This window comes from Actinomycetospora succinea, from assembly GCF_004363095.1.
GTDB classification, from domain to species: Bacteria; Actinomycetota; Actinomycetes; order Mycobacteriales; family Pseudonocardiaceae; genus Actinomycetospora; species Actinomycetospora succinea.
In genome coordinates, this window is sequence record NZ_SNYO01000007.1 from 86,092 (window position 1) to 109,246 (window position 23,155).

Here is a 23,155-nt window from a genome sequence, read left to right on the forward strand (position 1 = left end):
GTGCCGTCAGGCGCCCTCGCGCTCCCGGCGCAGCAGGTCGTCCACCGACGCCGAGCCGTCGCGGTAGCGCCGGCCCATCTCGTCGTTGCACGCGTCCATGACCTGCTGCACGCGGCCGCGGTGCTCCGACACCGACCCCTCCTCCTCGGCGTAGGCCGTGGCGGCGGCGGTGAGGTCGTCGTCGGTGAGCGTCGCGACGTCCGACAGGCCCGTGTCGGCGAGCAGCGCCTCGACGTGGCGGCGGTGCGACTCGGCGCGCGAGGGCTGGACCGTGTGGTGACGCCCGCGGCCCGCCGACGGGCCGAGCGCGTTGTCGGCGAGGATGCGCGGCAGCTCGTCGACCAGCGTGGGCTCGTCCTCGCCGCGCGCGGTGGCGACCCGCCTGCGCTGCTCGAACCGCACGATGTCCATCCGCGCGTGCAGGAGACGCCGCAGGTAGGACAGGTCGGTCTCCTCCTGGGCGGCGTCGTCGCGCTTGGCGCGGACGTCGTCCAGCGGGCAGACCGACAGGTCGGCGAGGAAGGCGGGGTCGAGCACGCGGTCGAGGCGCCGACGACCGCCCTGACGGAACTCGATCATGTGTTCATGGTCGCGCGAGCAGGTGGCGCGTGTCATCCCGCACCCGGGTCGGCGCGTCGAGAGGTGCGTGTCGCGCGCGCGCCGGTCGGGCCGTCGGGCGGGTGTCACCCGAACGTCGGCGCCGCGGGCCCGGCCAGCACCCCGGCGAGCCAGTCCTCGTCGACGTTGCCGCCGCTCACGACGGCGACGGTGCGCCGGGCGCGCTCGGCGGTCGGGAGGGCGAGCCAGCCCGCGGTGGCGACCGCACCGCTCGCCTCGCACGGCACGCCCGCGGCGTGCAGCCGCCGGGTCGCGTCGGCGATCGCGTCCTCGTCGACGGTGACCACGTCGGCGACGAGGTCGCGCACGTGCGGCCAGGTGAGCTCGCCGAGCACGGTGGCGCGCAGGCCGTCGGCGGCGGTGGCGGCCACCTGCTCGCGGGGGAAGCGGACCCGCTCGCCCGCCCGCTTGCTGGCCGCGGCGTCGCCGGCGAGCGCGGGCTCGGCGCCGAGCACGCGCACACCGGAGTCCCGCAGCGCCGCGGCGATGCCGCTGATCAGCCCGCCGCCCCCGATCGGCACGACGACCTGCTCGACGTCCGGGCGGTCGGCGAGGATCTCGGCGCCCACCGTGCCCTGACCGGCGATGACGTGCGGGTGGTCGTAGGGCGGGATCAGCGTCCCGCCGGTCTCGGCGACGACCGCCGCCGCCGCGGACTCGCGCTCGTCGGCGGGCACGCGCACCAGCCGCGCACCGAGGTCAGCCATCGCCGCGACCTTGGCCGCCACCGCGTCGTCGGGCGCCACGACCGTGCAGGGCACGCCGAGGTGGCGGGCGACCCAGGCGAGCGCGCGGCCGTGGTTGCCCGAGGAGTGGGTGACGAGCCCGGCCGCCTGCTGCTCGGGCGTCAGACGGCTCGCGGCGTGGAAGGCGCCGCGCAGCTTGAACGCGCCGATCGGCTGCAGATCCTCGCGCTTCACGGCGAAGCCGGGGGCCAGGTCGGTCAGCGGGGTGCGCACGGCGACGCCGTCGAGCACCGCGGCGGCCGCGGCGACGTCGGAGGGGCCCAGCAGGATTCCCTGCAGGGTCATCCCTTGAGGCGCCGCATCGCCGCGCGCCCCGGCGGCTCGCCCGTGTCGGGCGGGATCGAGTCGGGGTCGACCGACGCCGGGCCGGGCACGACGTCGCTGTCCTCGGACTCGGCCGCCACCCACAGCGGGTCGCCGCCCGGCGCGGAGGCCACCGCGGAGCGCTTGAGCAGCGCGAGCGCCACGGTGCCGAGCTCGTGGTGGCGCACCGCGGTGCCGATGCGGCCCACGGAGCGCCCGCCCTCGCCCGTGAGCACCGGGGTGCCGGGCGGGGGCAGCGGGTCGTCGCCCGCCTGCAGGTGCAGCAGCACGAGCTGGCGCGGCGGGCGTCCCAGGTTGGCGACGCGCGACACCGTCTCCTGGCCGCGGTAGCAGCCCTTGTGCAGGTGGACGGCGGCGCCGATCCAGCCCATCTCGTGGGGGATCGCGCGCTCGTCGGTGTCGAGGCCGAGGCGGGGCTTGAGCGCCGTGACCCGCAGGGCCTCGAACGCGTCGTGACCGGCGGGACGGGCGCCGGCGCCGCGCAGGCGCGACCACCAGGGCGCCAGCTCGGCGCGCGGCACGATCAGGTCGGCGGCCGCCTCGGTGTCGGGTCCGGGCCAGGACATGCGGCGCACGACTCCGGCTTCCGGGGTCGAGCTCCGCTGCGCCCCGTCTCCGCCGCCCGGGAGGGCGACCGCGGCGTGGTCGCCGTGCGGGGCCTCGACGCCGGCGGCGGTGAGCACCTCGTCGACGGCCGGCCCGACGACGGAGAGCACCGCCCACTCATCGGAGGCGTCGGCGACCTCGACCTGCGACCAGAAGCGCATCCTGTCGAGGTAGTCGGCGAGCCCGGCCGCGCGGCCCGGCTCGACGTCGAGCCACACGGTGTCGCCGACGTGGGCGAGGACCGCGTGGTGCTCGACGCGGCCCTGGGCGTCGAGCACGAGCGCCTCGGTGCCCGCGCCCTCGGCCAGGTCGGCGACCTGCTGGGACAGCAGCAGGTGCAGCCAGCTCAGCCGCTCGGGGCCGGTGACGCGCAGGACACCGCGGTGGGAGCGGTCGACGACGCCGGCGCGGCGCGTCATGGCGCGCTGCTCGCCGAACGGGTCGCCGTAGTGGGCGGGGACGGCGGCGTCGAGCAGGTCGTCTCCGGGCTCGTCGTCCCGGGGCTGCGGGGCGACGGCGCCCGGTTCGTCGAAGGACGGGGTCGTCACGGGGTCTCCTCCGCGAGCTCGGCGTCGGCGCTGTCGGCGCAGTCGCGACACGTGCCGGACAGCGCGACGTGGGTGGCGTCGAGACGGAAGCCGTGCGACTCCCGCAGCGCGCCGGCCAGCGCGTCGAGCGCGTCCGCCTCGATCTCGTCGACCCGTCCGCAGTGGTGGCAGACGAGGTGGACGTGCTCGTGCTCCGACGTCGCGTACGTCGGCGCGCCGTGCCCGAGGTGGGTGTGCTTGACGACGCCGAGCTGTTCGAGCAGGTCGAGCGTCCGGTAGACGGTGGTGATGTTCACGGCCGGCGCGGTGGCCTGGACGCGGGTGCAGACGGCCTCCGGTGTCGCGTGCCCGAGCTCCGAGACCGCGTCCAGCACCAGCTGGCGCTGCGGGGTCATGCGCAGGCCACGGCGGTGGAGCGTCTGCCGCAGTTCGGTGTCCACCTCCACGATGGTAGGCGTCCTGACCACCCCGCGACCGGAGACGGTGCGGGTGCGGCTCCGTGCGTCGCGGGGTCCCTGTCCCTACGATCAGGAGACCGCGCCTGACACCACGGCCGCGGAGCTGACCCCGCTGCAGGCAGGTGACGATGACGACCGGTGAGCAGGGACGCACACCGCCCGACGCCGAGCACTACCTGGATCTGTCAGGTGTCGAGGAGGACGCTCCCGGCCCCCACTTCGACGTCGTCCTGCGCGGGTACGACCGCCGCCAGGTCGACGAGCACGTGGCCGGTCTGCGCCGCATGAACGCCCAGCTCCGGGCGCAGCTCGCGGTGCGCGAGCGGCGGCGCAGCGGGCCCGGTGCCACCGACGCCTCGGCGCTCGAGAGCCGCGTCTCCGACACGATGCCGGAGGCGCGCCGCGTGCCGCCCGCCGACGACCAGGGGATGACCGACCCCGACATGGTCGGCGCCTTCAACGACCGCCTGCGCGGCATCCTCCAGGCCGCCGAGCAGGAGGCCCAGCTCGTCCGCAGCAAGGCCGCCGAGTCGCTGCTGGCCGAGCACGCCGAGTCGCGCGCGGCCCTGGCGGACCTGCGCGCGCAGCGCGACGCCGTCGTCGACGAGCTGGTGCGGCTGCGCGGGCGCCTCGACGACATCGTGTCCGGGCCCGTGCGCCCGTCCGCGGTGCCACCGGGGCCGCCGCGTCCCGGGCACCCGGGCCCGGCGGGGCCCTGGCGCGGTCCCGGCCGCCCGCCCGGACCGCCCGCCCCGGGTCCCCGCCCGCCGGCGCCCTACGGCGCCGCTCCGCTCGCACCGCCGGACGGGAGCCCTGTCGGCTCCTCGGCCGACGACACGGTGACGGTGGCGGCCACACCCGAGCAGCGCGCCGCCGCGAGCGCCGACACCGCGGACGCGGTCCCGGCCGTCGCGGCGCCCGCCGACGGCGCCGGTGACGCCCCGGTCGACACCGATGCCGAGGTCGAGGTCACCGAGGGCGCCCGATCGGCGTCCGGACCGACCCAGGTGACCCCGTCCGCTCCGGAGCGTGCGGCAGACGGGTGACACGATCCGACGGTCCGTGATCGTCGGAGCCCGCGAGACGACTCCACTCGGCGTACTGTCGTCGGTCATGGGCGTGCTGGAATCCCCGATCACCTGGATCGTCGTGGCCGCCGTCCTCGTGGTCATCGCGATCCTGCTGCTGGTGCTCTCCGCGGCGCGGCGCCGTCGTGCGCGCCGGGCCGCGGCCGCCGCGGCGTGGCCGCCACCGGCGCTCGAGGCGAGCCGGCCGAACCCGGACGCCCCGTGGAGCGGCCCGACCCCGCTGCCCGAGGAGCGCGTGCGCGTGACGACACGGTCGGCCGTGTCCAACGTCTCCGGCCGCGCCGAGGCCGCCGCGGCGACGCGGTACGCCGAGCCCGACACCGCGCCGCTCGACGTCGACACCATCCGTGCCCGGCTGGCCGCCGAGCTCGCGAAGGACGGGACGACGGGCGACCAGCCGGAGGAGCAGCCGGCCGAGGACCGCTCGGCGTCGCTGTTCCGGCCGTACGCCCCGAGCGTCCCCGCGGGCGCCTCGGCCACCGGCGACCACGCGCCGGCCCGCGCCCGGCACGCCGCGGCCGACGCGGCGGGGGAGACGGACGCGCCCGACACCGGCGAGGACGCCGCGGAGAGCACGGACAGCACCGACACCACCGAGGGCCCGTACGCGACGGCGCCGGCCGCGCGCCCCCCGACGCCGCCCGCCGGCACCCCGATCGCTCCGCCGACGCCGACCGAGCCCGACACCACCGCGGAGACACCCACCTCCGAGTCCGCCAAGGACCGGCTGCTCGGCGTCCTGCTCCGCGACCCCCGGGCCGCGGTCGCCGCGCTCGAGGCCGCGGGCCGGGGCGAGGACGCCGCGCCCGGCGAGGGCGACGTGACGGCGCTCCTGCGCGCCGGCCTCAGCCCGGCCCAGGTCGCCCGCCTTGTGGGCGTCGACGAGCGCGACCTCGCGACGGTCGTCGCGCGGGGCCTCGGCCTGCTGCCCGCTCAGGCGTCGGGCGGCGACGTCTCCACCGGCGAGAACCGCACCGACGACCCCGGGCGGAGCTGGGCGAACACCGCGAGCTCGGCCGGGTCGACGACGCCGACGACGGGATAGCCGCCGGTCGTCGGGTGGTCGGCGAGGAACACCACCGGCTGCCCGTCGGGCGGCACCTGCACCGACCCGCCCACGAGCCCCTCGCTGCGCAGCTCCTCGCCCCGCCGCGCCGCGGCCCGCTCGAGGGCGGGGCCCTCGAGGCGCACGCCGACCCGGTCGCCGGTCGGCGCCACGGTCCACGTCCCGGCGCGCAGGCGCCCGGCGGCGTCGTCGACCCAGTCGGCGCGCGGGCCGAGGTGCAGGCGCACCCGCACGGCGTCCGGGGCGGCGGAGACGCCGACCGCGCCCGTGCCGATCGGCGGGATCGCGGTCGGCGGACCGACGGGCAGGCGGGTGCCGACCTCGAGGGGCGCGGGCCCGAGCCCGGAGAGCGTGTCGGCGCTGCGGCTGCCGAGGACCTCGTCGACGGCCAGCCCGCCGCCGACCGCGAGGTAGCCGCGCAGGCCGGTGCCCGGCGCGGGCACGACCACGACGTCGCCGGCGGCCACGTGCACGGCCTGGTGGGACGCGGCCACCCGCTCCCGCCCGTCGCCGCGACGCACGCGCAGGCCTCCCGGCGGGCCGGTGAGCGCCACGGTCACGGCCTCGCCGGCGCGCAGCGCGAGACCGCCCAGCAGGACCTCGAGCCCCGCGGCACCGGGCGGGTTGCCGACGAGGCGCTGGGCCAGCGCGTGCGCGGGACCGTCGAGGGCCCCGGCGGTCGGGACGCCGATGTGGGCCCAGCCGGGCCGGCCGCCGTCGACCACGAGGGCCTGCGGGCCGATCTCGGTGACCACGAGCTCGCGGGTCATCGCCGCCCCGCGTCCCGGAAGCGGACCGTCGTTCCCGGGACGAGCAGCGCCGGCGGGTCGCGGTCGGGGTCGAACAGGGTCGGCGCGTCGTCCGCGAGCCGCCCGATGAGCCGCCATCCGCCGGGGGAGGTGCGCGGGTACACGCCGCCGAACTCGCCGGCGACGCCGACCGAGCCGGACGGGATGCGCGGGCGCGGGGTGTCGAGCCGGGGCTGCTGGAGCGCCTCGGGTAGCCCGGCGAGGTAGGCGAAGCCCGGGGCGAAGCCGCCGAACGCCACCGTCAGCTCGGCGCCCGTGTGGGCGGCGACCACGTCGTCGGCCGACCAGCCCGCGTCCCGGGCGACGAGCTCGAGGTCCTCGCCGTCGTAGACCACCGGCAGCTCCACGGTGCCCGCCGCGCCCCGGTCCGGGACGACGGTCGGGTCGACCCCGTCCAGCAGCGCCCGCACCGCGCGCAACGCCTCCCGCGCCCCCGGCGCGGTGACCAGCACCGTGCGCGCCGCCGGCACCACGTCGACGACGCCGGGGAGATCACCCCGGTCGAGGGCGTCGCGCAGCGCGGCGCCCACCGCGGCGACCTCGTCGAGGTCGCCGAGCTCGACCAGCAGCGCCTCCGGCCCGGCCGGGAGGACGTCCAAGACTCAGCCGACGATGCGCTGCAGGCGCGCGGAGGTGTGCGGCTGCATCGGCTGGCCCTCCATGGCGCGCTCCTCGACGTAGGCGAGGTCGCCGTTGTCGACGATGCCGTAGAGGCGGGTCGCGCCGACGACCTCCTTGGCCGTCGACGTCCGCGCGATCGCGTCGGTCTGCAGCTCCCACGAGGTCTGGGTGCGGCTCTCGCCGTAGTAGAGCTCGACGATCCCGGTGTGGTGGGTGAGCAGCAGCTCGATCGTGCCGTCCTCCTGGGCGCGCCAGAAGCCGGACTCGCGCGCGGCGGGCCGCACCACGGCGCCGCCCGGACCGTCGAGGATCCAGGCGCGGGCCTCCCAGGTCAGGAAGGGGCGGCCGTCGTGGGCGACCGTGATCTGCTGCCCGAAGTGGAACGGGCCGTCGATCGTCGGGTAGACGACCTCGCCCTCGCCGCGCCACACCCCGACGAGCGGCAGGAGTCCCAGCAGCGCGTCGTTCAGCTCGGGGCCGAGCCGCAGGTTGGCGGTGTCGTTCTGGACGGGCAGGTCGGGCCACGCCGGCAGGTTCGCGTCGCGCGTGTGCTGCGCGCGCTCCTCGGCGGCCCGGATCGCCTCGTTGCCGCTGGTGCCCTCGGGCAGGTCGGCGGCGTTCTCGGCAGGCTCGGTCATCGCGTCTCCTGGACATCTTCGGAGCCGGTGATGAGCTCGTCGCGGAAGAGTCGACGCGTCAGCGCGACGCCGGCGCCGAGGATGCCGGCACTGCACGCGGCGAGCACAACGGTGTAGAACCACGCCACCCCGACACCCTAACGACAGACCACCGCCCGCCCGCCGCACCCGGGTGGGCGTGGCGAGCGGGCGGTGGGTGTGGCGTTCCTACGCGACCTGGACCTCGTTGGTGAACAGGCCCGGCCCGCCCACGGCGACCTCGGTCTGGCCGTTGCCCGAGCGCGAGAGCGCGCGGACGGTCCAGGTGCCCGGGGCCGCGTAGAAGCGGTAGTCGCCGGTCGCGGACGCGACGACCTCGGCGGTGAACTCGCCGGTGCCGTCGAGGAGCCGGACGTAGGCCCCGCCGACGGGCGAGCCGCCGGAGGTCACCTTGCCGACGAGCACCGACTCCTTGGTGAGGTCGGTGCCGGCGGGCAGCTCAGCGGTCTGCTCGGGGGCGCTGCACATCAGGAGGACTTCCCGTCGCCGAGCTCGACCGGGACCCCGATGAGCGAGCCGTACTCGGTCCAGCTGCCGTCGTAGTTCTTCACGTCGGTCTCGCCGAGCAGCTCGTGCAGGGCGAACCACGAGTGCGAGCTGCGCTCGCCGATGCGGCAGTAGGCGATGGTCGGGCGCGACGAGTCGAGGCCCTCGTCCTCGTAGAGCTTGCGCAGCTCGTCGTCCGACTTGAAGGTGCCGTCCTCGTTCGCGGCCTTCGACCACGGCACGTTGAGCGCCGAGGGGATGTGGCCGCCGCGCTGGGCCTGCTCCTGGGGGAGGTGCGCCGGGGCGAGGAGCTTGCCGGAGAACTCGTCGGGCGAGCGGACGTCGACGAGGTTCTTGGTGCCGATCGCGTTGACGACCTCGTCGCGGAAGGCGCGGATCGAGGTGTCCTGCTCCTTCGCGGTGTAGGAGGTCTGCGCGCGCTGCGGGACCTCGGTGTCGAGCTTGCGCCCGTCGAGCTCCCACTTCTTGCGGCCGCCGTCGAGCAGCTTCACGGCGTCGTGGCCGTAGAGCTTGAAGTACCAGTAGGCGTAGGCCGCGAACCAGTTGTTGTTGCCGCCGTAGAGGATGACGGTGTCGTCGTTGCCGATGCCCTTCGAGGACAGCAGCTTCTCGAAGCCGGCCTTGTCGACGAAGTCGCGGCGGACCTGGTCCTGCAGCTCGGTCTTCCAGTCGAGCTTCACCGCGCCGGGGATGTGCCCCCCGTCGTACGCGGTGGTGTCCTCGTCGACCTCGACGAAGACGGTGTTCTGGGCGTCGAGGTTCTGCTCGGCCCAGTCGGCACTGACCAGGGCGTCCTGGCGGCTCATGTGCGGTACTCCTCGGATGCGTTCTCGGGTTCTCGGGACTCGTGCGTTGCGGGGACGCTCGCGACCGGGACCTGCGGAAACGCGCGCTGACGCGATCAGGTGAACGGTCCGGCGCGACGTCGGCCGGGAGGGGTCAGCGACAGAGGCTGGAGTCGAGGCGGCACAGGTCGACCGTGCGCCGCTGGGTGAGCCCTCCGTTCACGGGCGCCACGGTACCGAAGATTCGGGCGTCGACCGAGAGTGATGTCGCGCAGGTCAACCGGTGCGGCGGATCGGCCCGAGCGTGCCCAGCAGATCCGCCCGCCGCGGCACCCCGACGGTGCGGGCGAGCTCGACCCCGGACGGGTCCACGACGAGCGTCGTCGGGGTGCGGCGGATGCCCAGCAGCCGCACGAGCTCGGGGCGCATCGCGACGTCGACCTCCCGGACCGTGACCCCGGGGTGCTCGGAGGCGACGTCGGTGAGCACGGCCCGCGAGGCGCGGCAGTCGGCGCAGAACTGCGAGGAGAGCTGCAGCAGGGCGAGACCGCCGGGCGGGGCGGCGAGGTCGCGCGGCAGCACGCCGCTGACGGCGCCGCCGGGGTGCGGGGCGACGGCGCGCAGGTCGCGGCGCGTGCCCTCGGGGCCGGCGTCGTCGACCGGGGGCACGGCGGCCGGGTCGGGGCGGCGCCGTCGTCGCACGACGGCGAGCACCACCGCGGCGACGAGGACCGCCGCCAGGGCCGCGACCACGGCCACGAGCACCCAGCTCGACACCCGACCCCCCGTCGCCACACCGTGTCTGTGCAGCGTAGCCCGCAGACGGTGATGTCCTCGTCGGCGGGATGACCGAGTGACGTCGACCGCGCGGGCAGGTGACGGCGCGGTGAACTGGTCTATCGTCCACTCCACGATCGCGGAGGGAGACTCGTGGAGCTGCTGCTGCTCACCGCCGACCCCGAGCCGACGTCAGTGTTGCCGTCGCTGGCCCTGCTACCCCACGGACTCCGGACCGCGGCCCCCGAGGTCGCGGCCCTGCTCGATGCCGGTCCGCACGACGCCGTGCTGGTCGACGCCCGCCACGACCTCGCCGCCGCCCGCAGCCTCTGTCGCCTGCTGGGCTCCACCGGCCTGGACGTCCCCGTCATCGCCGTGCTCACCGAGGGCGGCCTCGTCGCCGTCTCCCTCGAGTGGGGCATCGACGAGGTGCTGCTGCCCGGTGCCGGGCCCGCCGAGGTCGACGCGCGCCTGCGTCTGCTGCGGGCCCGCCGCGCCTCGGACGGCGCCGCCGTCGAGGGCGCGCTGGTGCTGGGCGAGCTCAACATCGACGAGTCCACCTACACCGCGCGCCTGCGCGGGCGCCCGCTCGACCTGACCTACAAGGAGTTCGAGCTCCTCAAGTACCTCGCCCAGCACGCGGGCCGGGTGTTCACCCGCGCCCAGCTGCTGCAGGAGGTCTGGGGCTACGACTTCTTCGGCGGCACGCGCACCGTCGACGTCCACGTGCGGCGGCTGCGCGCGAAGCTGGGGCCCGAGCACGAGCAGCTCATCGGCACCGTCCGCAACGTCGGGTACAAGTTCGTGCGCCCGGTGCGCGGCGTGCTCGGCACCGGCCGGAGCACCCGGGACGAGACCGACGACCCCGTCGGGTCGGACGAGGAGGACGCCCCCGGACGAGGGGGCTCCGGTCCGTCGACGCCCCCGGCCACGCGGCTCCCGGCGACGCCGGTACCGCGGTCGGGCGGCTCGTGGGACGACGCGCGGGCGGTCCGGTCGGCCTCCTGGGCCCGGGGTGTCTGACCCGCGGCGATGATCCCGGGACGCGCTACGGTCGCCGGCGTGCTGACGAGCCGGTGGGTGTCGACCGCGACGCCGCAGGACGCCGAGGAGGTCCGGGCGCTGGTCGGCGCCGCCGCGGGCGCCGACGGTGTCGACGCCTTCGCCGAGCCGGCGCGCCGGGACATCGCCGCGCTCGGCGCCGACGGCGGCCGTGCCGGGTCCCGTCACCTGCTGGTGCACGAGGGTGACGAGCTCGTCGGGTACGCCCTGCTCGACACCGAGAACGCCGACGACCCGGTCGCCGAGCTGACCGTGCTGCCGGAGCGCCGCCGCCACGGCGTCGGGGCCGCGGTCGTCGACGCCGTCGTCGAGGAGTCGCCCGCCGTCCGCTTCTGGGCCCACGGCGACCACCCGGGCGCCGGGCACCTGGCCCTGCGCGTGGGTCGCCGCCGCGCCCGCGAGCTCTGGCGGATGCGCCGCCCCGCGCCGGGCCACGAGGCCCCGCCGCTGCCCGAGCTCGTCGTCCCCGAGGGCGTGACGATCGCGCCGCTGCGGGTCGGGCGCGACGAGGACGCCGTCGTCGCCGTCAACAACCGCGCCTTCTCGTGGCACCCGGAGCAGAGCGGCTGGACGCGCGCCGACGTCGAGGAGATCGAGGCCGAGTCCTGGTTCGAGGCCGCGGGCGTCCTGCTGGGCTGGGACGCGGTGACCGGCGACCTGCTCGGCTTCCACTTCACGAAGGTCCACGAGGTCTCGCCGACCGTCCCCGAGCCGCTCGGCGAGGTCTACGTCGTCGGTGTCGACCCGTCCGCCCAGGGGCGCGGTCTGGGGCGCGCGCTCACCCTGGCGGGGCTCCATCACCTGGCTGGTCGCGGACTGCGCACCACCCTCCTGTACGTGGAGGGCGACAACGCCCCGGCGATCGCCACATACCGCCGGCTGGGCTTCGAACGTGACGCGGTCGACGTCTCCTACCAGCGATGATCACTAGATGTGACCGCCGTCGCAGCTGATCACTCGATCAGTTGTACGCCACCGGGGCAGTTCATCTCGCGTTCACCTTGCTAGCTCCGTGTGTCCACCCCGCCTGCCTAGCCTGCCGGTCGTGGTGCGAGCCCGCGCCGCGACCTGCCCGGATCGAGACGGGCACAACGGACACGGAGGACCCTCTGTGAGGTATCAGCGGCGCGTGGCGGCGGTCGGTCTGATCGCCGCATCGGCGCTCGTGCTCGGCGCGTGCGGCAGCGACGAGAACGCTGGTGGTGGCGGGGTGACCGCCGTCGAGGGCGTGCAGTGCGGCGGCAAGCCGGACCTGCGCTCGAGCGGCTCGTCGGCCCAGAACAACGCCATGACCCGTTTCGTGGCGACGTACCAGCAGACCTGCCAGGGGCAGACGCTGAACTACACCCCCAGTGGCTCCGGTGCGGGCCGCAACGAGTTCCTCGGCGGTCAGACCGACTTCGCCGGCTCGGACTCGGCGCTCAAGGACGGCGACGAGACCAACCGCGCCCAGCAGCGCTGCGCCTCCCCGGCGTGGAACCTGCCGCTGGTGTTCGGCCCGGTCGCCGTCGCCTACAACGTCGCGGGCGTCACCGACCTGGTGCTCGACGGCACCACCACGGCCCGCATCTTCAACGGGCAGATCACCACCTGGAACGACCCGGCCATCGCCGCGCTGAACCCGGGCAAGGCGCTGCCGGCCGCCCCGATCGTCGTGAACTTCCGCTCCGACGAGTCCGGCACCACCGAGAACTTCCAGAAGTACCTGGTCGCCGCCTCCAACGGCGCCTACGGCAAGGAGGCCGCCCAGACGTTCAACGGCGGCGTCGGCGCCGGTGCCCGCGGCAGCCAGGGCGTCGCGGACGCCACGAAGAACACCCCGAACTCGATCACCTACGTCGAGGCCTCCTTCGCCCAGCGCGGCGGCCTGGCGATGGCGCAGATCATCAACGCCGGCGGCGGCGCCCCGGTCGCCCTCTCGCCGGAGTCGGTGGGCGCGGCGATCAACAACGTGCAGGTCTCGGGCCAGGGCAACGACCTCAAGCTCGACCTGAACAGCCTCTACCAGGCGAGCGCCCCGGGCGCGTACCCGATCGCGCTGGCCACCTACGAGATCGTCTGCTCGAACTACGCGGACGACCAGACCGCCTCCGCGGTCCGGGCGTTCCTGCAGACCGCTCTCTCGCCGAACGCGCAGCAGGCGCTGCCGGAGGCCGGCTACGTCCCGCTGCCCGACCAGTTCAAGCAGCGGCTGACCACCGCGGTCAACGCCATCCAGTAAGGCCGTCCCCGAAGGACAGGCGAGACCGATCGACAGCGACGACGAGGCGGACGGAACCCCGGCTGTGACCGAACGCACCACGGAGCAGGCCCCGTCGCGGAGCTCTCAGGACGAGAACTCCGCGGCCGGGTCGTCCACCATCGACACCGTGACCGAACCCGACCCTGCACGTGGACGGTCCCACGGGTCACCCATCCAGGGACGCGGTGAGCGGATCTTCCGGGGGCTGACCTCGGGGTCCGGCCTCCTCGTCGTCGCGGCCGTCGCCGCGATCGGGCTCTTCCTGCTCGTGCAGGCGGTGCCCTCGCTGCTGGCCAACAACGCCAACTTCTTCACGTCGCCGGTGTTCGACACCCGCGACGCGGCGAACCTCAACTTCGGCATCCGTGACCTGCTCGTGGTCACGCTGCTGTCGTCGCTGTTCGCGCTCGCGATCGCGATGCCGATCTCGCTGGGCATCGCGCTCTTCCTGACCCAGTACACGCCCAAGCGGGTCTCGCGCCCCTTCGCCTACATCATCGATCTGCTGGCCGCCGTGCCGTCGATCATCTACGGCCTCTGGGGCATCGCGGTCCTCGCGCCCGCGCTGCTCCCGATCGCCACGTGGCTGTCGACCAACCTCGGGTGGTTCTTCCTGTTCGCGCCGGGCAACCTGCCGGTGCTGACGGGGACGATCTTCACGGGCGGCGTCGTGCTCGCGGTGATGATCCTGCCGATCATCACCGCGGTCACCCGCGAGGTGTTCTCCCAGACCCCCCGCTTCCACATCGAGGCCGCCCAGGCGCTCGGTGCCACGCGCTGGGAGGTCATCCGGATGGCCGTGCTGCCCTACGGCCGCAGCGGCTACATCGCCGGCTCGATGCTCGGCCTCGGTCGCGCGCTCGGTGAGACCATCGCGGTCCTCATCGTCATCCGGGCGGCCACCACGCCCTCGGGCTTCAGCCTCTTCGACGGCGGCTACACGTTCGCCTCGCTGATCGCCTCGGCGGCCTCGGAGTTCAGCCAGCCGCTGCCGACCGGCGCCTACATCGCCGCCGGCCTGGTCCTGTTCGTCCTGACCTTCGTGGTCAACGCGATCGCCCGCGTGGTCGCCGGCGGGAAGGTGAACGGCTGATGAGCACCGCGACGGGGCTCGACTCCCCGGACCGGCCCGCCCACGGGCCCACGTTCCAGGCCCTCAGCACGGGCCGGAAGATCAAGGACAAGGCCGCCACCGTGCTGGTGACCCTCGCGTTCCTCATCGCCCTCGTGCCCCTGGTCTGGGTCCTCGTGACGGTGGTCGGGCGCGGGATCGGCGCGATCATCTCCGCCGACTGGTGGGGCCGGTCCCTCAACGGGGTCCTGCCGGAGTCGTACGCCGGCGGCGTCTACCACGCGATCTACGGCACGATCATCCAGGCGCTGCTGGCCGCGGTCATCGCCGTGCCGGTCGGCATCGCCGCCGCGGTCTACCTCGTCGAGTACGGCCGCGGGCGCCTGGCGAAGACGACCAGCTTCATGGTCGACATCCTCGCCGGCGTCCCGTCGATCGTCGCCGCGCTGTTCGTGTTCGCCGCCTTCATCTCGATCATGGGCGGCGTCCAGAGCGCCTTCATGGTGTCGCTGGCCCTGGTGCTGCTGATGCTCCCGGTGGTCATCCGCAACACCGAGGAGATGCTGCGGCTGGTGCCCGACGAGCTGCGCGAGGCGTCCTACGCGCTCGGCATCCCGAAGTGGAAGACGATCCTGCGGATCGTGCTGCCGACCGCGCTGTCTGGCACCGTCACCGGCGTCATGCTGGCGCTCGCCCGCGTCATGGGGGAGACCGCGCCGGTGCTGGTCCTGGTCGGCTACTCGCAGTCGATCAACTTCGACCCGTTCTCCGGCAACATGGCGTCGCTGCCGCTGCTGATGTTCTCGGAGCTGTCGAACCCGGAGCCCGCCGGTCAGTTCCGCATCTGGGGCGCGGCGCTCACGCTGATCCTCATCATCATGATCCTGCAGCTCGGGGCGAGCGTCGTGTCGCGCTTCTCCGCCATCTCGAAGTAGAGGGAAACCCCGTGGCCAAGCGTCTCGACCTGAAAGACGTCGACATCTACTACGGCGACTTCCACGCCGTGGCGGGCGTGAACCTGTCGGTCGCCCCGCGCAGCGTCACCTCCTTCATCGGCCCGTCGGGCTGTGGCAAGTCGACCGTGCTCCGCACGCTCAACCGCATGCACGAGGAGATCCCCGGCGCCCGCGTCGAGGGCGAGGTGCTCCTCGACGGCGAGGACATCTACAACCGCAGCTCCGACGCGGTCGCCGTGCGCAAGACCATCGGCATGGTGTTCCAGCGCCCGAACCCGTTCCCGACGATGTCCATCCGCGACAACGTCGTGGCCGGCCTGAAGCTCTCGGGCGTGCGGGACAAGAAGAAGCTCGACGAGGTCTGCGAGGCCTCGCTGCGCGGCGCGAACCTCTGGAAGGAGGTGTCGGGCCGTCTGGACAAGCCCGGCGGCGGCCTCTCCGGTGGTCAGCAGCAGCGTCTGTGCATCGCCCGCGCGATCGCGGTGGCGCCCGACGTCCTGCTGATGGACGAGCCCTGCTCGGCGCTCGACCCCATCTCGACGCTGGCGATCGAGGACCTCATCGCGGACCTCAAGAAGGAGTACACGATCGTCATCGTCACCCACAACATGCAGCAGGCCGCGCGGGTGAGCGACCAGACGGCGTTCTTCAACCTCGAGGCCACCGGCAAGCCCGGCAAGCTCGTGGAGATCGACGACACCGAGAAGATCTTCTCGAACCCGACCGAGCAGGCCACCGAGGACTACATCTCCGGCCGCTTCGGTTAGTCGCCGGGTGTCCCCCGACAGGAGCGCGCCGCCGCAGCCGACACGTTGCGCGACGAAGGAGCGCAACGGGTCGTGACCGGCTTGGCGCGAGAACAGAGCCCCTCCCGCACCGTGCGGGAGGGGCTCTCGTCGTTCCGGGGTCGGTCGGGCGCTCAGGCCTCGGGGGTGTTGGGCATCTTGCCGGTGACCATGAAGACGACGCGGCGGGCCACGGCAACGGCGTGGTCGGCGAACCGCTCGTAGAAGCGGCCCAGCAGGGTCACGTCGATGGCGGGGGCGACGCCGCTGGGCCAGTCCTTGCTCAGCAGCAGGGTGAACAGGTGGCGGTGCAGGTCGTCCATGGCGTCGTCGTCGGACTCCATGGTGAAGGCGAGCTCGACGTCGCGGGTCAGGATGACCTGACGGGCGTCCTGGGCCAGGTCGAGGGCGACCCGGCCCATCTCGGCGAAGTAGGGGGCGACGTCCTCGGGCAGCACCTTGGCGGGGTGCCGCCGCCGGGCCGCCTTGGCGACGTGGAGGGCGAGGTCGCCCATCCGCTCGAGGTCGCCCGCGGAGTGGATGGCCGCGATGACCGACCGGAGGTCGCCCGCGACCGGCGCCTGCAGGGCGAGGAGCCCGAACGCCTGCTCCTCGGCCTGGCTGCGCAGGGCATCGATCTTGTTGTCGGCCGAGATGACCTCTTCGGCGAGGTCGAGGTCGCCCTCGAGGAGGGCGCTCGTCGCCTTCTTCATGGCCTCGCCGGCCAGCAGGGACATCTCGGCCAGCTCGCCGGACAGGGCGTCGAGCTTCTCGTGGTAGGCCGCGCGCATACGCCGCAACCTACGCGGATCCCAGGACGCGCATCCGACCGCGGCGTGAACCAGGGATGAACGAGATCGGGGAAACCCCTCGTCAGAGGGGTGATCGTCGTCGCTCCGCCGAGTGCCTAGGCGCAGGAGGCGTCGGCGGCCGTGATCATCGGGTTGACCGGCGTCGACGGCGCGCCGTCGCGGTCCCCGCCCGAGCGCACGCGGCCGTCGAAGTCGTCGCCGAGCGTCAGGGTCAGGGCGCCGCTGCCCGACGCCGTGGGCTCGAGCGTCGCGCCCGGGACCGCCGCGGCCAGCGCCTGCGCCGCGGCCGCCTGGTCGGGCGAGTAGCGGATCGTCGTCCCGCGCGTCCCGTCCGAGGCGCCGCTGTCGTCGCTGACGACCCCGAAGCCGGCGGAGCGCAGCCGCTCCGCGATCGAGGACGCCGACGGGCCGCTGTCCTCGGACTCCTCGGAGTCGCCGTCGTCGCCGCTGTCCTCGCCGGCGGGTGAGCGTCCGTCGACCAGGCGGACGTCGACGGGCGCCGGGGCCGGCGCGGCGGGTGCGGCCGGCGCGCCCGGTGCCCCCGGCAGCGGGCGGCCCTCGATGATCGCGCTGAACATCGCCCGCTCCTCGCGGGGACGCAGGACCTCGTTGCCGCGGTCGTTGGCGATGCCCGTCGTGGGCACGGTGACGAAGGTGACCGCGTGCGGGTCGAGGCTGCCCAGCGACTGGGACAGCGTGAGCAGCTGGTCCGACCCGATGTTCTCGCCGAACGTCGAGCGGGCCACCGCCTCCACGAGCCCGTCGAGCCGGCCCGGGTCGAGCAGCGTGCCGGCCGAGAGCACCGAGCGCAGCAGCGCGCCGAGGAAGCGCTGCTGGCGCTGGATGCGGCCGTAGTCGCTGGAGGGGTCGCCCTCGACGTGGCGGGCGCGCACGTAGTCGAGGGCCTGCTGGCCGGTCAGCACCGTGGGCCCGGCCTGGTCGATGATCGGGCCGAGCACCGAGTCGCGCACCGGCCGCTCGACGCAGATCGGCACGCCGCGCACCGAGTCGACCATGCCCTGGAAGCCCTGGAAGTCGACGCCGAGGAAGCGGTTGATCGCGAGCCCCGACAGCTCCTGGACCGCGCGGGTGACGCAGCGCGGACCGCCCGCCGCGTACGCCGAGTTGAGCTTCACCCGCGGCGTCGGCGGGAGCATCTGGGGCGAGTAGGCGCCGGAGACCGGGTCCCAGCGCTCGCAGGCGGGCCGGGTGATCTCCAGGTCGCGGGGGAACGAGACGACCGTGACGCCCGTGCGGTCCTTGGGGACGTGCACGATCATGATCGTGTCGGTGCGGGCGCCCGGGACGTCGGCGGTGTCGCCGGCGTCCTCCGAGGGCGGCGCCCCGGCGCGGCTGTCCGAGCCGACGACGAGGAAGTTCTGGTCGCCGGCCTGCGCGGCGGCGTCCTGGATGGCGGGCGAGTTCGGGTCGAGCGCGCCGATCTGGCGCACTGCCGCCTCGACCCACGACGCGGCGCCCCACCCCAGCCCGCACACGACGACCACGAGCACCGCGCACGTCGCGGTCATCAGCCGCAGCACCCGCGGCCCGGTCCAGCCGCGGCGCCACGTCGCGAGCCGGGCGCCCGCCGACGCGAGCACCGCGGACGTCGCGGCGTAGTCGGCCTCGCCCTCCCGCGCCTCGGCGGCGGGGCGGCGGCGCTCCTCGGCGGGCGTCGAGCCGTTCGTGCCGGCCGGGGGGTCGGGCGCGGGCGCCGACGGCGTGGGCTCCGCGGCGCCCGCGGGCACCGACGTCACCGCGAGGGCGAGGACGTTCTTCGACTTGTCAGGGGCCGGGTCCTCGAGGACGGGCTTCTCGACGGCCGGCTCGGCAGGCGGCTTCGCGGCGGGCGGCGGTCCGGCGGCCGGCGGTCCCGCGGCCGGCGGCGGGACGGGTGGGCGAGCGGCCGCCGCGGGCCCGCCGATGCCGGGAGGCGCCGGGGGCGCGGCCGAGCGCGGCCGCGGCGCGCCGTCCGGGTGCGGCGGGATGCGCGGCGCAGGCGGGGCGGGCGGGGCGGGCTGGTCGCCGGCGGGCTCCGGTCGCGCGGCGGGCGTCTCGACGTAGCGGCCGGTCCCGCGCGCGGGCACGCGTCCCGCGGGCAGGGTCACGGCGTCGACGGGCCCGCGGGTCGACGGCGCGGGGGCCGCCGCGGGCGACGGGATGCCCGAGGACGGGGTCCCCGGGCCCGACCCCGCCGGGGCGGTCGCCGTCGGCGCGGTGACGAGGCCGGCGCCGGGCGGGCGCAGGCCGAACCGCGGGCCGCTGCGGCGCGTCAGGCGCACCATCGTCGGCCGGCGGTCGGCGACCGGGGTCGCGACGGGGATCCGGAAGGGAGCCGAGGCGGGCCCCGCGAGGGCGGACGTGCGGACCGCGTCGGCACCGGTCGTCGCGGGGCGGGAGCCCCGGACCGGGTCACCGGCGCGGTCGTCGGTCACGCGGCTCCTCGTGGGTGGATGACCCCGGACCGTGCGACCGGATCCCGGGGGTACGTCAGCAGCGGGATACTACGGCGCCTACCGGTCGGTTCGGCGGCGGGTCCACTACGCCACGCGGACACCCGGACACAACGGGCGCCACACGACCGGGGGACAGCACACACCCCGAAACGCTCAGTTCCGGCTCAGTCGTTCACGCGGACGGGAACGCCCGCCGCACGGCCGCCCCGATGCCGCGCCGGCCACCCGCGGCGCCGGCGAGGCGCACCTCGCCGTCGGCGGCGTCGCGGAACGCCACCGCGTTGCGGCCGGCGCGCTTGGCGACGTAGAGCAGGGCGTCCGCGGCGTCCAGGCCCGGCGACCCCGAGGAGCCGAGGCACGCGACCCCGACGCTGACCGTCACCCGCAGGTCCTCGGCGATCTCGTGCCACGGGTGGGCGTCGACGCGGGCGCGGGCCTCCTCGCAGACCCGCACGGCGTCGGCGGGCTCGACCCCGGGCAGCACGAGGGCGAACTCCTCGCCGCCGTAGCGGGCGCAGAAGCCGTCCTCGGGGAGCTCCTCGCTCATGAGGTCGACGAGGCGGCGCAGCACCTCGTCGCCGAGCGCGTGGCCGTGGGTGTCGTTGACCTGCTTGAAGTGATCGACGTCGGCGAGCGCCACGCACACCGGGCCGTCCTCGGAGCCATCACGCAGCGTGCCGAGGCGCTCGTCGAGGTAGCGCCGGTTCCAGGTGGCCGTGAGGCTGTCGCGGCGGCTCTGCTCGCGCGCCTCGGCGCGCTCGCGGCGGAGACGGTCGACCTCGACGCGTAACTGATCGGGCACGCTCGACGGGACTGTCTGCTCGTCGCGCACGAGCGACACGGCGGCCTTCAGGTGGTGGTAGGCCTTGCGCCAGTCACCGCGGTCGGCGAGGACCTCGGCGGCGGCCTCGTGCGCCCGCGCCTGGTCGGCCCGGCCGTCGGGCGAGGTCTCCGCGGACGGGACGGCGTCGAGCCCGACGATCGGCGACGTGGGGAAACCGCAGGTGACGGACGGCGCCGGCGAGGCGGCCGGCGTCTCGGCGTCCGCGGTGCGCGACGGCTCGGCGGTCGTCACCGCCGTGCTCCCGCGTCCGTGGAGCAGCCCGGCCAGCCGCACACACACCACCTCCGTCCCGCCTCTAGTGTCGCCCGGGATCACCGCCGTGTAACGGTCATTCCCCGCGTCGCCGACAACTTCAGTCGTCCGGCGCAGGTGACGCTGCGTTGCCGTACCGGCGGCCGACCCGTTCGGCCCACCTTGAGTCGCCCGCGCCGGTGGTCCTGCGGGAACGGCGGGTGCCTGGCAGTGACGTGACCCGCGTCGCGGGCACGAAGAGTAGCGCCCGGGAAGGGTCAGCCGCCGCTGTGCATGACGTCGGCGGCGGCCGGGACGGTGTCGTCCTCGGGGTCGTCGAGCCAGCCCTCGGGCAGCGTCACGTGGGCCGGCGAGCCCTGCCGGCCGCGCGGCCCGTCGGCGTCGGCGGGGAAGGGCAGGTCCGGGTCGAGCCGGGCCAGCAGCTCGTCGAGGCGCTCCAGCCCGTCGATCATCCCGAGCTCGCGGCGCAGCTCCGAGCCGACGGCGAACCCGTGCAGGTACCAGGACATGTGCTTGCGGGAGTCGCGCACGCCCTTGTGGTGGCCGTGGTGCGCGATGAGCAGCTCGACGTGCCGGCGCATGACCGTCGCGACCTCGCCGAGGGTCGGCGGCGTCGGGATCGGCCGCCCGGCCAGGGCCGCCTCGAGCTCGCCGAAGAGCCACGGCCGCCCGAGGCACCCGCGCCCGACGACCACGCCGTCGCAGCCGGTCTTCTCCATCATCGCCACGGCGTCGGACGCCGCGAAGATGTCGCCGTTGCCCAGCACCGGCGTCGTCGCGGGCAGGGCGTCGCGCAGCTGCGTGATCCGGTCCCAGTCGGCGTGGCCCGAGTAGCGCTGCGACGCCGTGCGCGCGTGCAGGGCCACGGAGGCGGCCCCCTCGTCGGCGGCGATGCGGCCGGCGTCGAGGAACGTCACGTGGTCGTCGTCGATGCCGACGCGCATCTTCACCGTCAGCGGCAGCCCGCCCCGCGCGGCCGCCTCGACCGCCGCGCGCACGATCGAGCCGAACAGCCGCCGCTTGAACGGCAGCGCGGCGCCGCCGCCGCGGCGCGTCACCTTGGGTACCGGGCAGCCGAAGTTGAGGTCGACGTGGTCGGCGAGGTCCTCGTCGACGATGCGGTCGACCGCGCGTCCGATCGTCACCGGGTCGACGCCGTAGAGCTGCATCGAGCGCGGCTTCTCGTCGGCGTCGAACGCGATCATCTCGGCGGTGCCGGGGTGCTTCTCCACCAGCGCCCGCGCCGTGATCATCTCGCAGACGTAGAGCCCGGCGCCCTGCTCGCGGCAGAGGCGGCGGAACGCGACGTTGGTGATGCCCGCCATCGGCGCGAGCACGACCGGCGTCGGCAGCTCGAGGGGACCGATGCGCAGCACGAACTCAGTCTCCCAGCTTCTCGGCCCGGATCTCGTGGCCCGCCGAGGTCAGGCAGCGTCCGGTCCGGAGGTTGAACTTCCAGTTGTGCAGCGAGCAGGTCAGCACCTCGCCGTCGACCGAGCCGAACTTCGACAGGTCGGCCGAGAGGTGCGGGCAGCGCGCCTGCACCTTCCAGCCGTCGAGCTCGATGTCGCGGCCGTCGTCGTTCTGCGCGTCGTACCAGTTCTCGACGTAGTCCATCCGCTCCTCGGACAGACACTTGAAGAACGTGTAGAGGTACTCGTTGTACTGGCCCACGCGGGTGGCGGTGAACCGCACCGAGAGGAACAGCGAGTTCGACCAGTCGACCTCGCCGGTGTCGACGTTCGTCTGCACCAGCGTCGCCGGCACGCCCCAGCGGTAGCGGGCCTGCTCGCCGTTCCACACGCGGATCTCGCGGGCGGGGAAGTCGAAGGCCAGCGACAGGGTGCCGTCCTCGTCGATCCCCGGCGTGTCCCCGGGCATCCCGTGCAGGTCCATGCGGACCGGGCCGCCGATGCCGTCGCACATGTGGTCGGCGCGCTTCATCAGCGGCTCGATCCACTCCTTGAGCTGGCGCAGGATGTCGGGCTGCGGTGCCGACCAGCCCGCCTTCTGCGCGTCGATCGCCGGGCGGGCCCGCTCGGCGAAGTCGCGCAGGTAGCGCTCCTTGTCGAGGAAGATCGTCTCGACCTCGGCGTCCGGGATCGGGTGCGTCAGGTCCTCGACGGTGCCGTGACCGATCTCGGCGGTGGTGCCCGGCAGCAGCAGGTGCCCGCCCTCGTGGCCCAGCTCCCGCATCCGGCCCAGGAACTCCCACTGGTCCGTGAAGATCGACTCGCCCTCGACGCCCTCGTAGCCCAGCCCGTTCCACCGGAAGAGCTCGTCGTCGAGGAAGCACGGCGGACCGGCGGTCGGGAAGACGTGCGGCGCCCCGACCTCGCGGATGTAGCGCATGGCCCGGTCCTCCTGGCCGATGCGCTTGCGGCGGGCGAACTCGCGCTTCGCGGCCTGGGGCAGGTCGTAGACCATCGGCCACCAGATCGCGCCCGAGAACTGCGTGAAGTGCGCGTCGTAGGCGCCGAACTCGAGCAGCTTGGGGATGTCGAGCGGGTGCGCGTCGTTCTGGTTGACGATGTGCGCGGTGCCGTCGTCGAGGGAGAGCGCCGAGTCGCCGATCGGCCCGTCACCGGGGCCCTTCAGCGAGGTGATCATGAAGCGGAGGCCGCCGTCGAGCTCCTGCGGCACACCGGTCTCGGTGCGCACGAAGTGCCTGAAACCCAGCTCGCGCAGCTCGTTCTCGAGCTCGTCGGTGGGGTAGTCCGGCAGCAGGACCCGCGCGTCCTTGGAGACGTTGTCGCGCAGGTTGTCCGCGTCGAAGTGGTCGCGGTGCAGGTGCGAGACGTAGAGGTAGTCGACGTCCCCCAGCGCCTTCCAGTCCAGCTGGGTGTTGTCGGGGAACGGCACCCAGGACGCGAAGAACGTCGGGTTGGTCCACGGGTCGCACAGCACGCTGCCGCCCGCGGTCTCGAAGCGCATTCCCGCGTGCCCGATTCCGGTCACCCGCACGAGCAGACCACCTCCATCACAGTGCTCACCACCGATTGTCCGTGGTGCTGTGGCCCACGGCGGCTCCGGGTGGGGTATCC

The 23,155-nt window shown here is 74.5% G+C and carries 24 protein-coding genes; 8 read left to right on the plus strand and 16 right to left on the minus strand.

Features of this window, described 5'->3' with window-relative positions; translation table 11 throughout:
- Positions 1-6 precede the first annotated feature (6 nt).
- From EV188_RS21945 to EV188_RS21960, 4 genes are all read right to left on the minus strand, one after another.
- Positions 7-579, minus strand: coding sequence for an RsiG family protein (locus EV188_RS21945; RefSeq protein WP_133828447.1), 573 nt, complete (start codon positions 577-579; stop codon positions 7-9).
- Between the two features lie 104 nt (positions 580-683).
- Entirely contained in the window at positions 684-1,649 is a 966-nt protein-coding gene (locus tag EV188_RS21950; protein WP_133828448.1) for a pyridoxal-phosphate dependent enzyme, read from the minus strand.
- Positions 1,646-2,842 (minus strand): CAF17-like 4Fe-4S cluster assembly/insertion protein YgfZ, encoded by a 1,197-nt coding sequence (gene ygfZ, locus EV188_RS21955; protein WP_133828449.1) that lies wholly within the window; start codon positions 2,840-2,842, stop codon positions 1,646-1,648. Before ygfZ ends, EV188_RS21950 begins: the two co-directional genes overlap by 4 nt.
- Entirely contained in the window at positions 2,839-3,282 is a 444-nt protein-coding gene (locus EV188_RS21960) for a Fur family transcriptional regulator (protein WP_243741895.1), read from the minus strand. Before EV188_RS21960 ends, ygfZ begins: the two co-directional genes overlap by 4 nt.
- A gap of 146 nt (positions 3,283-3,428) precedes the next feature.
- Here EV188_RS21960 and EV188_RS21965 point away from each other — a divergent pair, with 146 nt between their 5' ends.
- Both EV188_RS21965 and EV188_RS21970 read left to right on the plus strand, forming a co-directional pair.
- Entirely contained in the window at positions 3,429-4,346 is a 918-nt protein-coding gene (locus EV188_RS21965; RefSeq protein WP_133828450.1) for a hypothetical protein, read from the plus strand.
- Positions 4,347-4,413: 67 nt separating this feature from the next.
- Positions 4,414-5,433 carry a hypothetical protein gene (locus EV188_RS21970; protein ID WP_133828451.1) on the plus strand — a complete coding sequence of 340 codons (1,020 nt, stop codon included), beginning with the start codon at positions 4,414-4,416 and terminating at the stop codon, positions 5,431-5,433.
- Here EV188_RS21970 and EV188_RS21975 read toward each other — a convergent pair.
- The 7 genes from EV188_RS21975 to EV188_RS22000 form a co-directional block, all read right to left on the minus strand.
- A complete protein-coding gene (locus tag EV188_RS21975; RefSeq protein WP_133828452.1) occupies positions 5,322-6,224 on the minus strand; it encodes a 5-oxoprolinase subunit C family protein in 903 nt (300 codons plus the stop codon). The genes EV188_RS21970 and EV188_RS21975 overlap by 112 nt on opposite strands.
- Positions 6,221-6,862: a 5-oxoprolinase subunit B family protein gene (locus tag EV188_RS21980; RefSeq protein WP_133828453.1), complete on the minus strand. Its 642-nt coding sequence runs from the start codon at positions 6,860-6,862 to the stop codon at positions 6,221-6,223. The genes EV188_RS21975 and EV188_RS21980 overlap by 4 nt, the downstream gene beginning before the upstream one ends.
- A gap of 3 nt (positions 6,863-6,865) precedes the next feature.
- Positions 6,866-7,522 carry a heme-binding beta-barrel domain-containing protein gene (locus tag EV188_RS21985; RefSeq protein WP_133828454.1) on the minus strand — a complete coding sequence of 219 codons (657 nt, stop codon included), beginning with the start codon at positions 7,520-7,522 and terminating at the stop codon, positions 6,866-6,868.
- Positions 7,519-7,650 (minus strand): hypothetical protein, encoded by a 132-nt coding sequence (locus tag EV188_RS33030; protein WP_279536762.1) that lies wholly within the window; start codon positions 7,648-7,650, stop codon positions 7,519-7,521. The genes EV188_RS21985 and EV188_RS33030 overlap by 4 nt, the downstream gene beginning before the upstream one ends.
- A 79-nt stretch (positions 7,651-7,729) precedes the next feature.
- Positions 7,730-8,029: a DUF1416 domain-containing protein gene (locus EV188_RS21990; RefSeq protein WP_133828455.1), complete on the minus strand. Its 300-nt coding sequence runs from the start codon at positions 8,027-8,029 to the stop codon at positions 7,730-7,732.
- Positions 8,029-8,874 (minus strand): sulfurtransferase, encoded by an 846-nt coding sequence (locus tag EV188_RS21995; RefSeq protein ID WP_133828456.1) that lies wholly within the window; start codon positions 8,872-8,874, stop codon positions 8,029-8,031. The genes EV188_RS21990 and EV188_RS21995 overlap by 1 nt, the downstream gene beginning before the upstream one ends.
- A 255-nt stretch (positions 8,875-9,129) precedes the next feature.
- Positions 9,130-9,648 (minus strand): TlpA family protein disulfide reductase, encoded by a 519-nt coding sequence (locus tag EV188_RS22000; protein ID WP_208114336.1) that lies wholly within the window; start codon positions 9,646-9,648, stop codon positions 9,130-9,132.
- 135 nt (positions 9,649-9,783) lie between these two features.
- Here EV188_RS22000 and EV188_RS22005 point away from each other — a divergent pair, with 135 nt between their 5' ends.
- The 6 genes from EV188_RS22005 (at position 9,784) to pstB (ending at position 15,729) form a co-directional block, all read left to right on the plus strand.
- Entirely contained in the window at positions 9,784-10,653 is an 870-nt protein-coding gene (locus EV188_RS22005; RefSeq protein WP_243741896.1) for a winged helix-turn-helix transcriptional regulator, read from the plus strand.
- A 39-nt stretch (positions 10,654-10,692) separates the two neighbouring features.
- Entirely contained in the window at positions 10,693-11,616 is a 924-nt protein-coding gene (gene mshD / locus EV188_RS22010) for a mycothiol synthase (protein ID WP_243741897.1), read from the plus strand.
- Positions 11,617-11,803: 187 nt separating this feature from the next.
- Positions 11,804-12,913 carry a phosphate ABC transporter substrate-binding protein PstS gene (gene pstS / locus EV188_RS22015; RefSeq protein WP_133828458.1) on the plus strand — a complete coding sequence of 370 codons (1,110 nt, stop codon included), beginning with the start codon at positions 11,804-11,806 and terminating at the stop codon, positions 12,911-12,913.
- A gap of 148 nt (positions 12,914-13,061) precedes the next feature.
- Positions 13,062-14,027: a phosphate ABC transporter permease subunit PstC gene (gene pstC / locus EV188_RS22020; protein WP_243741898.1), complete on the plus strand. Its 966-nt coding sequence runs from the start codon at positions 13,062-13,064 to the stop codon at positions 14,025-14,027.
- A complete protein-coding gene (gene pstA, locus EV188_RS22025; protein ID WP_133828460.1) occupies positions 14,027-14,941 on the plus strand; it encodes a phosphate ABC transporter permease PstA in 915 nt (304 codons plus the stop codon). The genes pstC and pstA overlap by 1 nt, the downstream gene beginning before the upstream one ends.
- A gap of 11 nt (positions 14,942-14,952) precedes the next feature.
- On the plus strand, positions 14,953-15,729 hold the full coding sequence (gene pstB / locus EV188_RS22030; protein WP_133828461.1) for a phosphate ABC transporter ATP-binding protein PstB: 777 nt from the start codon (positions 14,953-14,955) through the stop codon (positions 15,727-15,729).
- Between the two features lie 152 nt (positions 15,730-15,881).
- Here pstB and phoU read toward each other — a convergent pair whose 3' ends face one another.
- The 5 genes from phoU to EV188_RS22055 all read right to left on the minus strand — a co-directional run bounded on the left by phoU (position 15,882) and on the right by EV188_RS22055 (position 23,075).
- Positions 15,882-16,538 (minus strand): phosphate signaling complex protein PhoU, encoded by a 657-nt coding sequence (gene phoU, locus EV188_RS22035; protein WP_133828462.1) that lies wholly within the window; start codon positions 16,536-16,538, stop codon positions 15,882-15,884.
- Positions 16,539-16,654: 116 nt separating this feature from the next.
- On the minus strand, positions 16,655-18,994 hold the full coding sequence (locus EV188_RS33035) for an LCP family protein (RefSeq protein ID WP_133828463.1): 2,340 nt from the start codon (positions 18,992-18,994) through the stop codon (positions 16,655-16,657).
- 193 nt (positions 18,995-19,187) lie between these two features.
- Positions 19,188-20,090 carry a GGDEF domain-containing protein gene (locus EV188_RS22045; RefSeq protein ID WP_243741899.1) on the minus strand — a complete coding sequence of 301 codons (903 nt, stop codon included), beginning with the start codon at positions 20,088-20,090 and terminating at the stop codon, positions 19,188-19,190.
- 278 nt (positions 20,091-20,368) lie between these two features.
- Positions 20,369-21,487, minus strand: coding sequence for a tRNA dihydrouridine synthase DusB (dusB, locus tag EV188_RS22050; RefSeq protein ID WP_133828464.1), 1,119 nt, complete (start codon positions 21,485-21,487; stop codon positions 20,369-20,371).
- Between the two features lie 4 nt (positions 21,488-21,491).
- A complete protein-coding gene (locus EV188_RS22055) occupies positions 21,492-23,075 on the minus strand; it encodes a Rieske 2Fe-2S domain-containing protein (protein ID WP_133828465.1) in 1,584 nt (527 codons plus the stop codon).
- Positions 23,076-23,155: the final 80 nt, after the last annotated feature.

What these genes read in the sequence shown, in the direction of transcription:
- EV188_RS21945 (WP_133828447.1), bottom strand. Translation starts at nt 579, where the DNA reads ATGATCGAGTTCCGTCAGGGCGGTCGTCGGCGCCTCGACCGCGTGCTC.
- EV188_RS21950 (WP_133828448.1), bottom strand. Translation starts at nt 1,649, where the DNA reads ATGACCCTGCAGGGAATCCTGCTGGGCCCCTCCGACGTCGCCGCGGCC.
- EV188_RS21965 (WP_133828450.1), top strand. Translation starts at nt 3,429, where the DNA reads ATGACGACCGGTGAGCAGGGACGCACACCGCCCGACGCCGAGCACTAC.
- EV188_RS21970 (WP_133828451.1), top strand. Translation starts at nt 4,414, where the DNA reads ATGGGCGTGCTGGAATCCCCGATCACCTGGATCGTCGTGGCCGCCGTC.
- EV188_RS21975 (WP_133828452.1), bottom strand. Translation starts at nt 6,224, where the DNA reads ATGACCCGCGAGCTCGTGGTCACCGAGATCGGCCCGCAGGCCCTCGTG.
- EV188_RS21985 (WP_133828454.1), bottom strand. Translation starts at nt 7,522, where the DNA reads ATGACCGAGCCTGCCGAGAACGCCGCCGACCTGCCCGAGGGCACCAGC.
- EV188_RS21990 (WP_133828455.1), bottom strand. Translation starts at nt 8,029, where the DNA reads ATGTGCAGCGCCCCCGAGCAGACCGCTGAGCTGCCCGCCGGCACCGAC.
- EV188_RS21995 (WP_133828456.1), bottom strand. Translation starts at nt 8,874, where the DNA reads ATGAGCCGCCAGGACGCCCTGGTCAGTGCCGACTGGGCCGAGCAGAAC.
- pstA (WP_133828460.1), top strand. Translation starts at nt 14,027, where the DNA reads ATGAGCACCGCGACGGGGCTCGACTCCCCGGACCGGCCCGCCCACGGG.
- phoU (WP_133828462.1), bottom strand. Translation starts at nt 16,538, where the DNA reads ATGCGCGCGGCCTACCACGAGAAGCTCGACGCCCTGTCCGGCGAGCTG.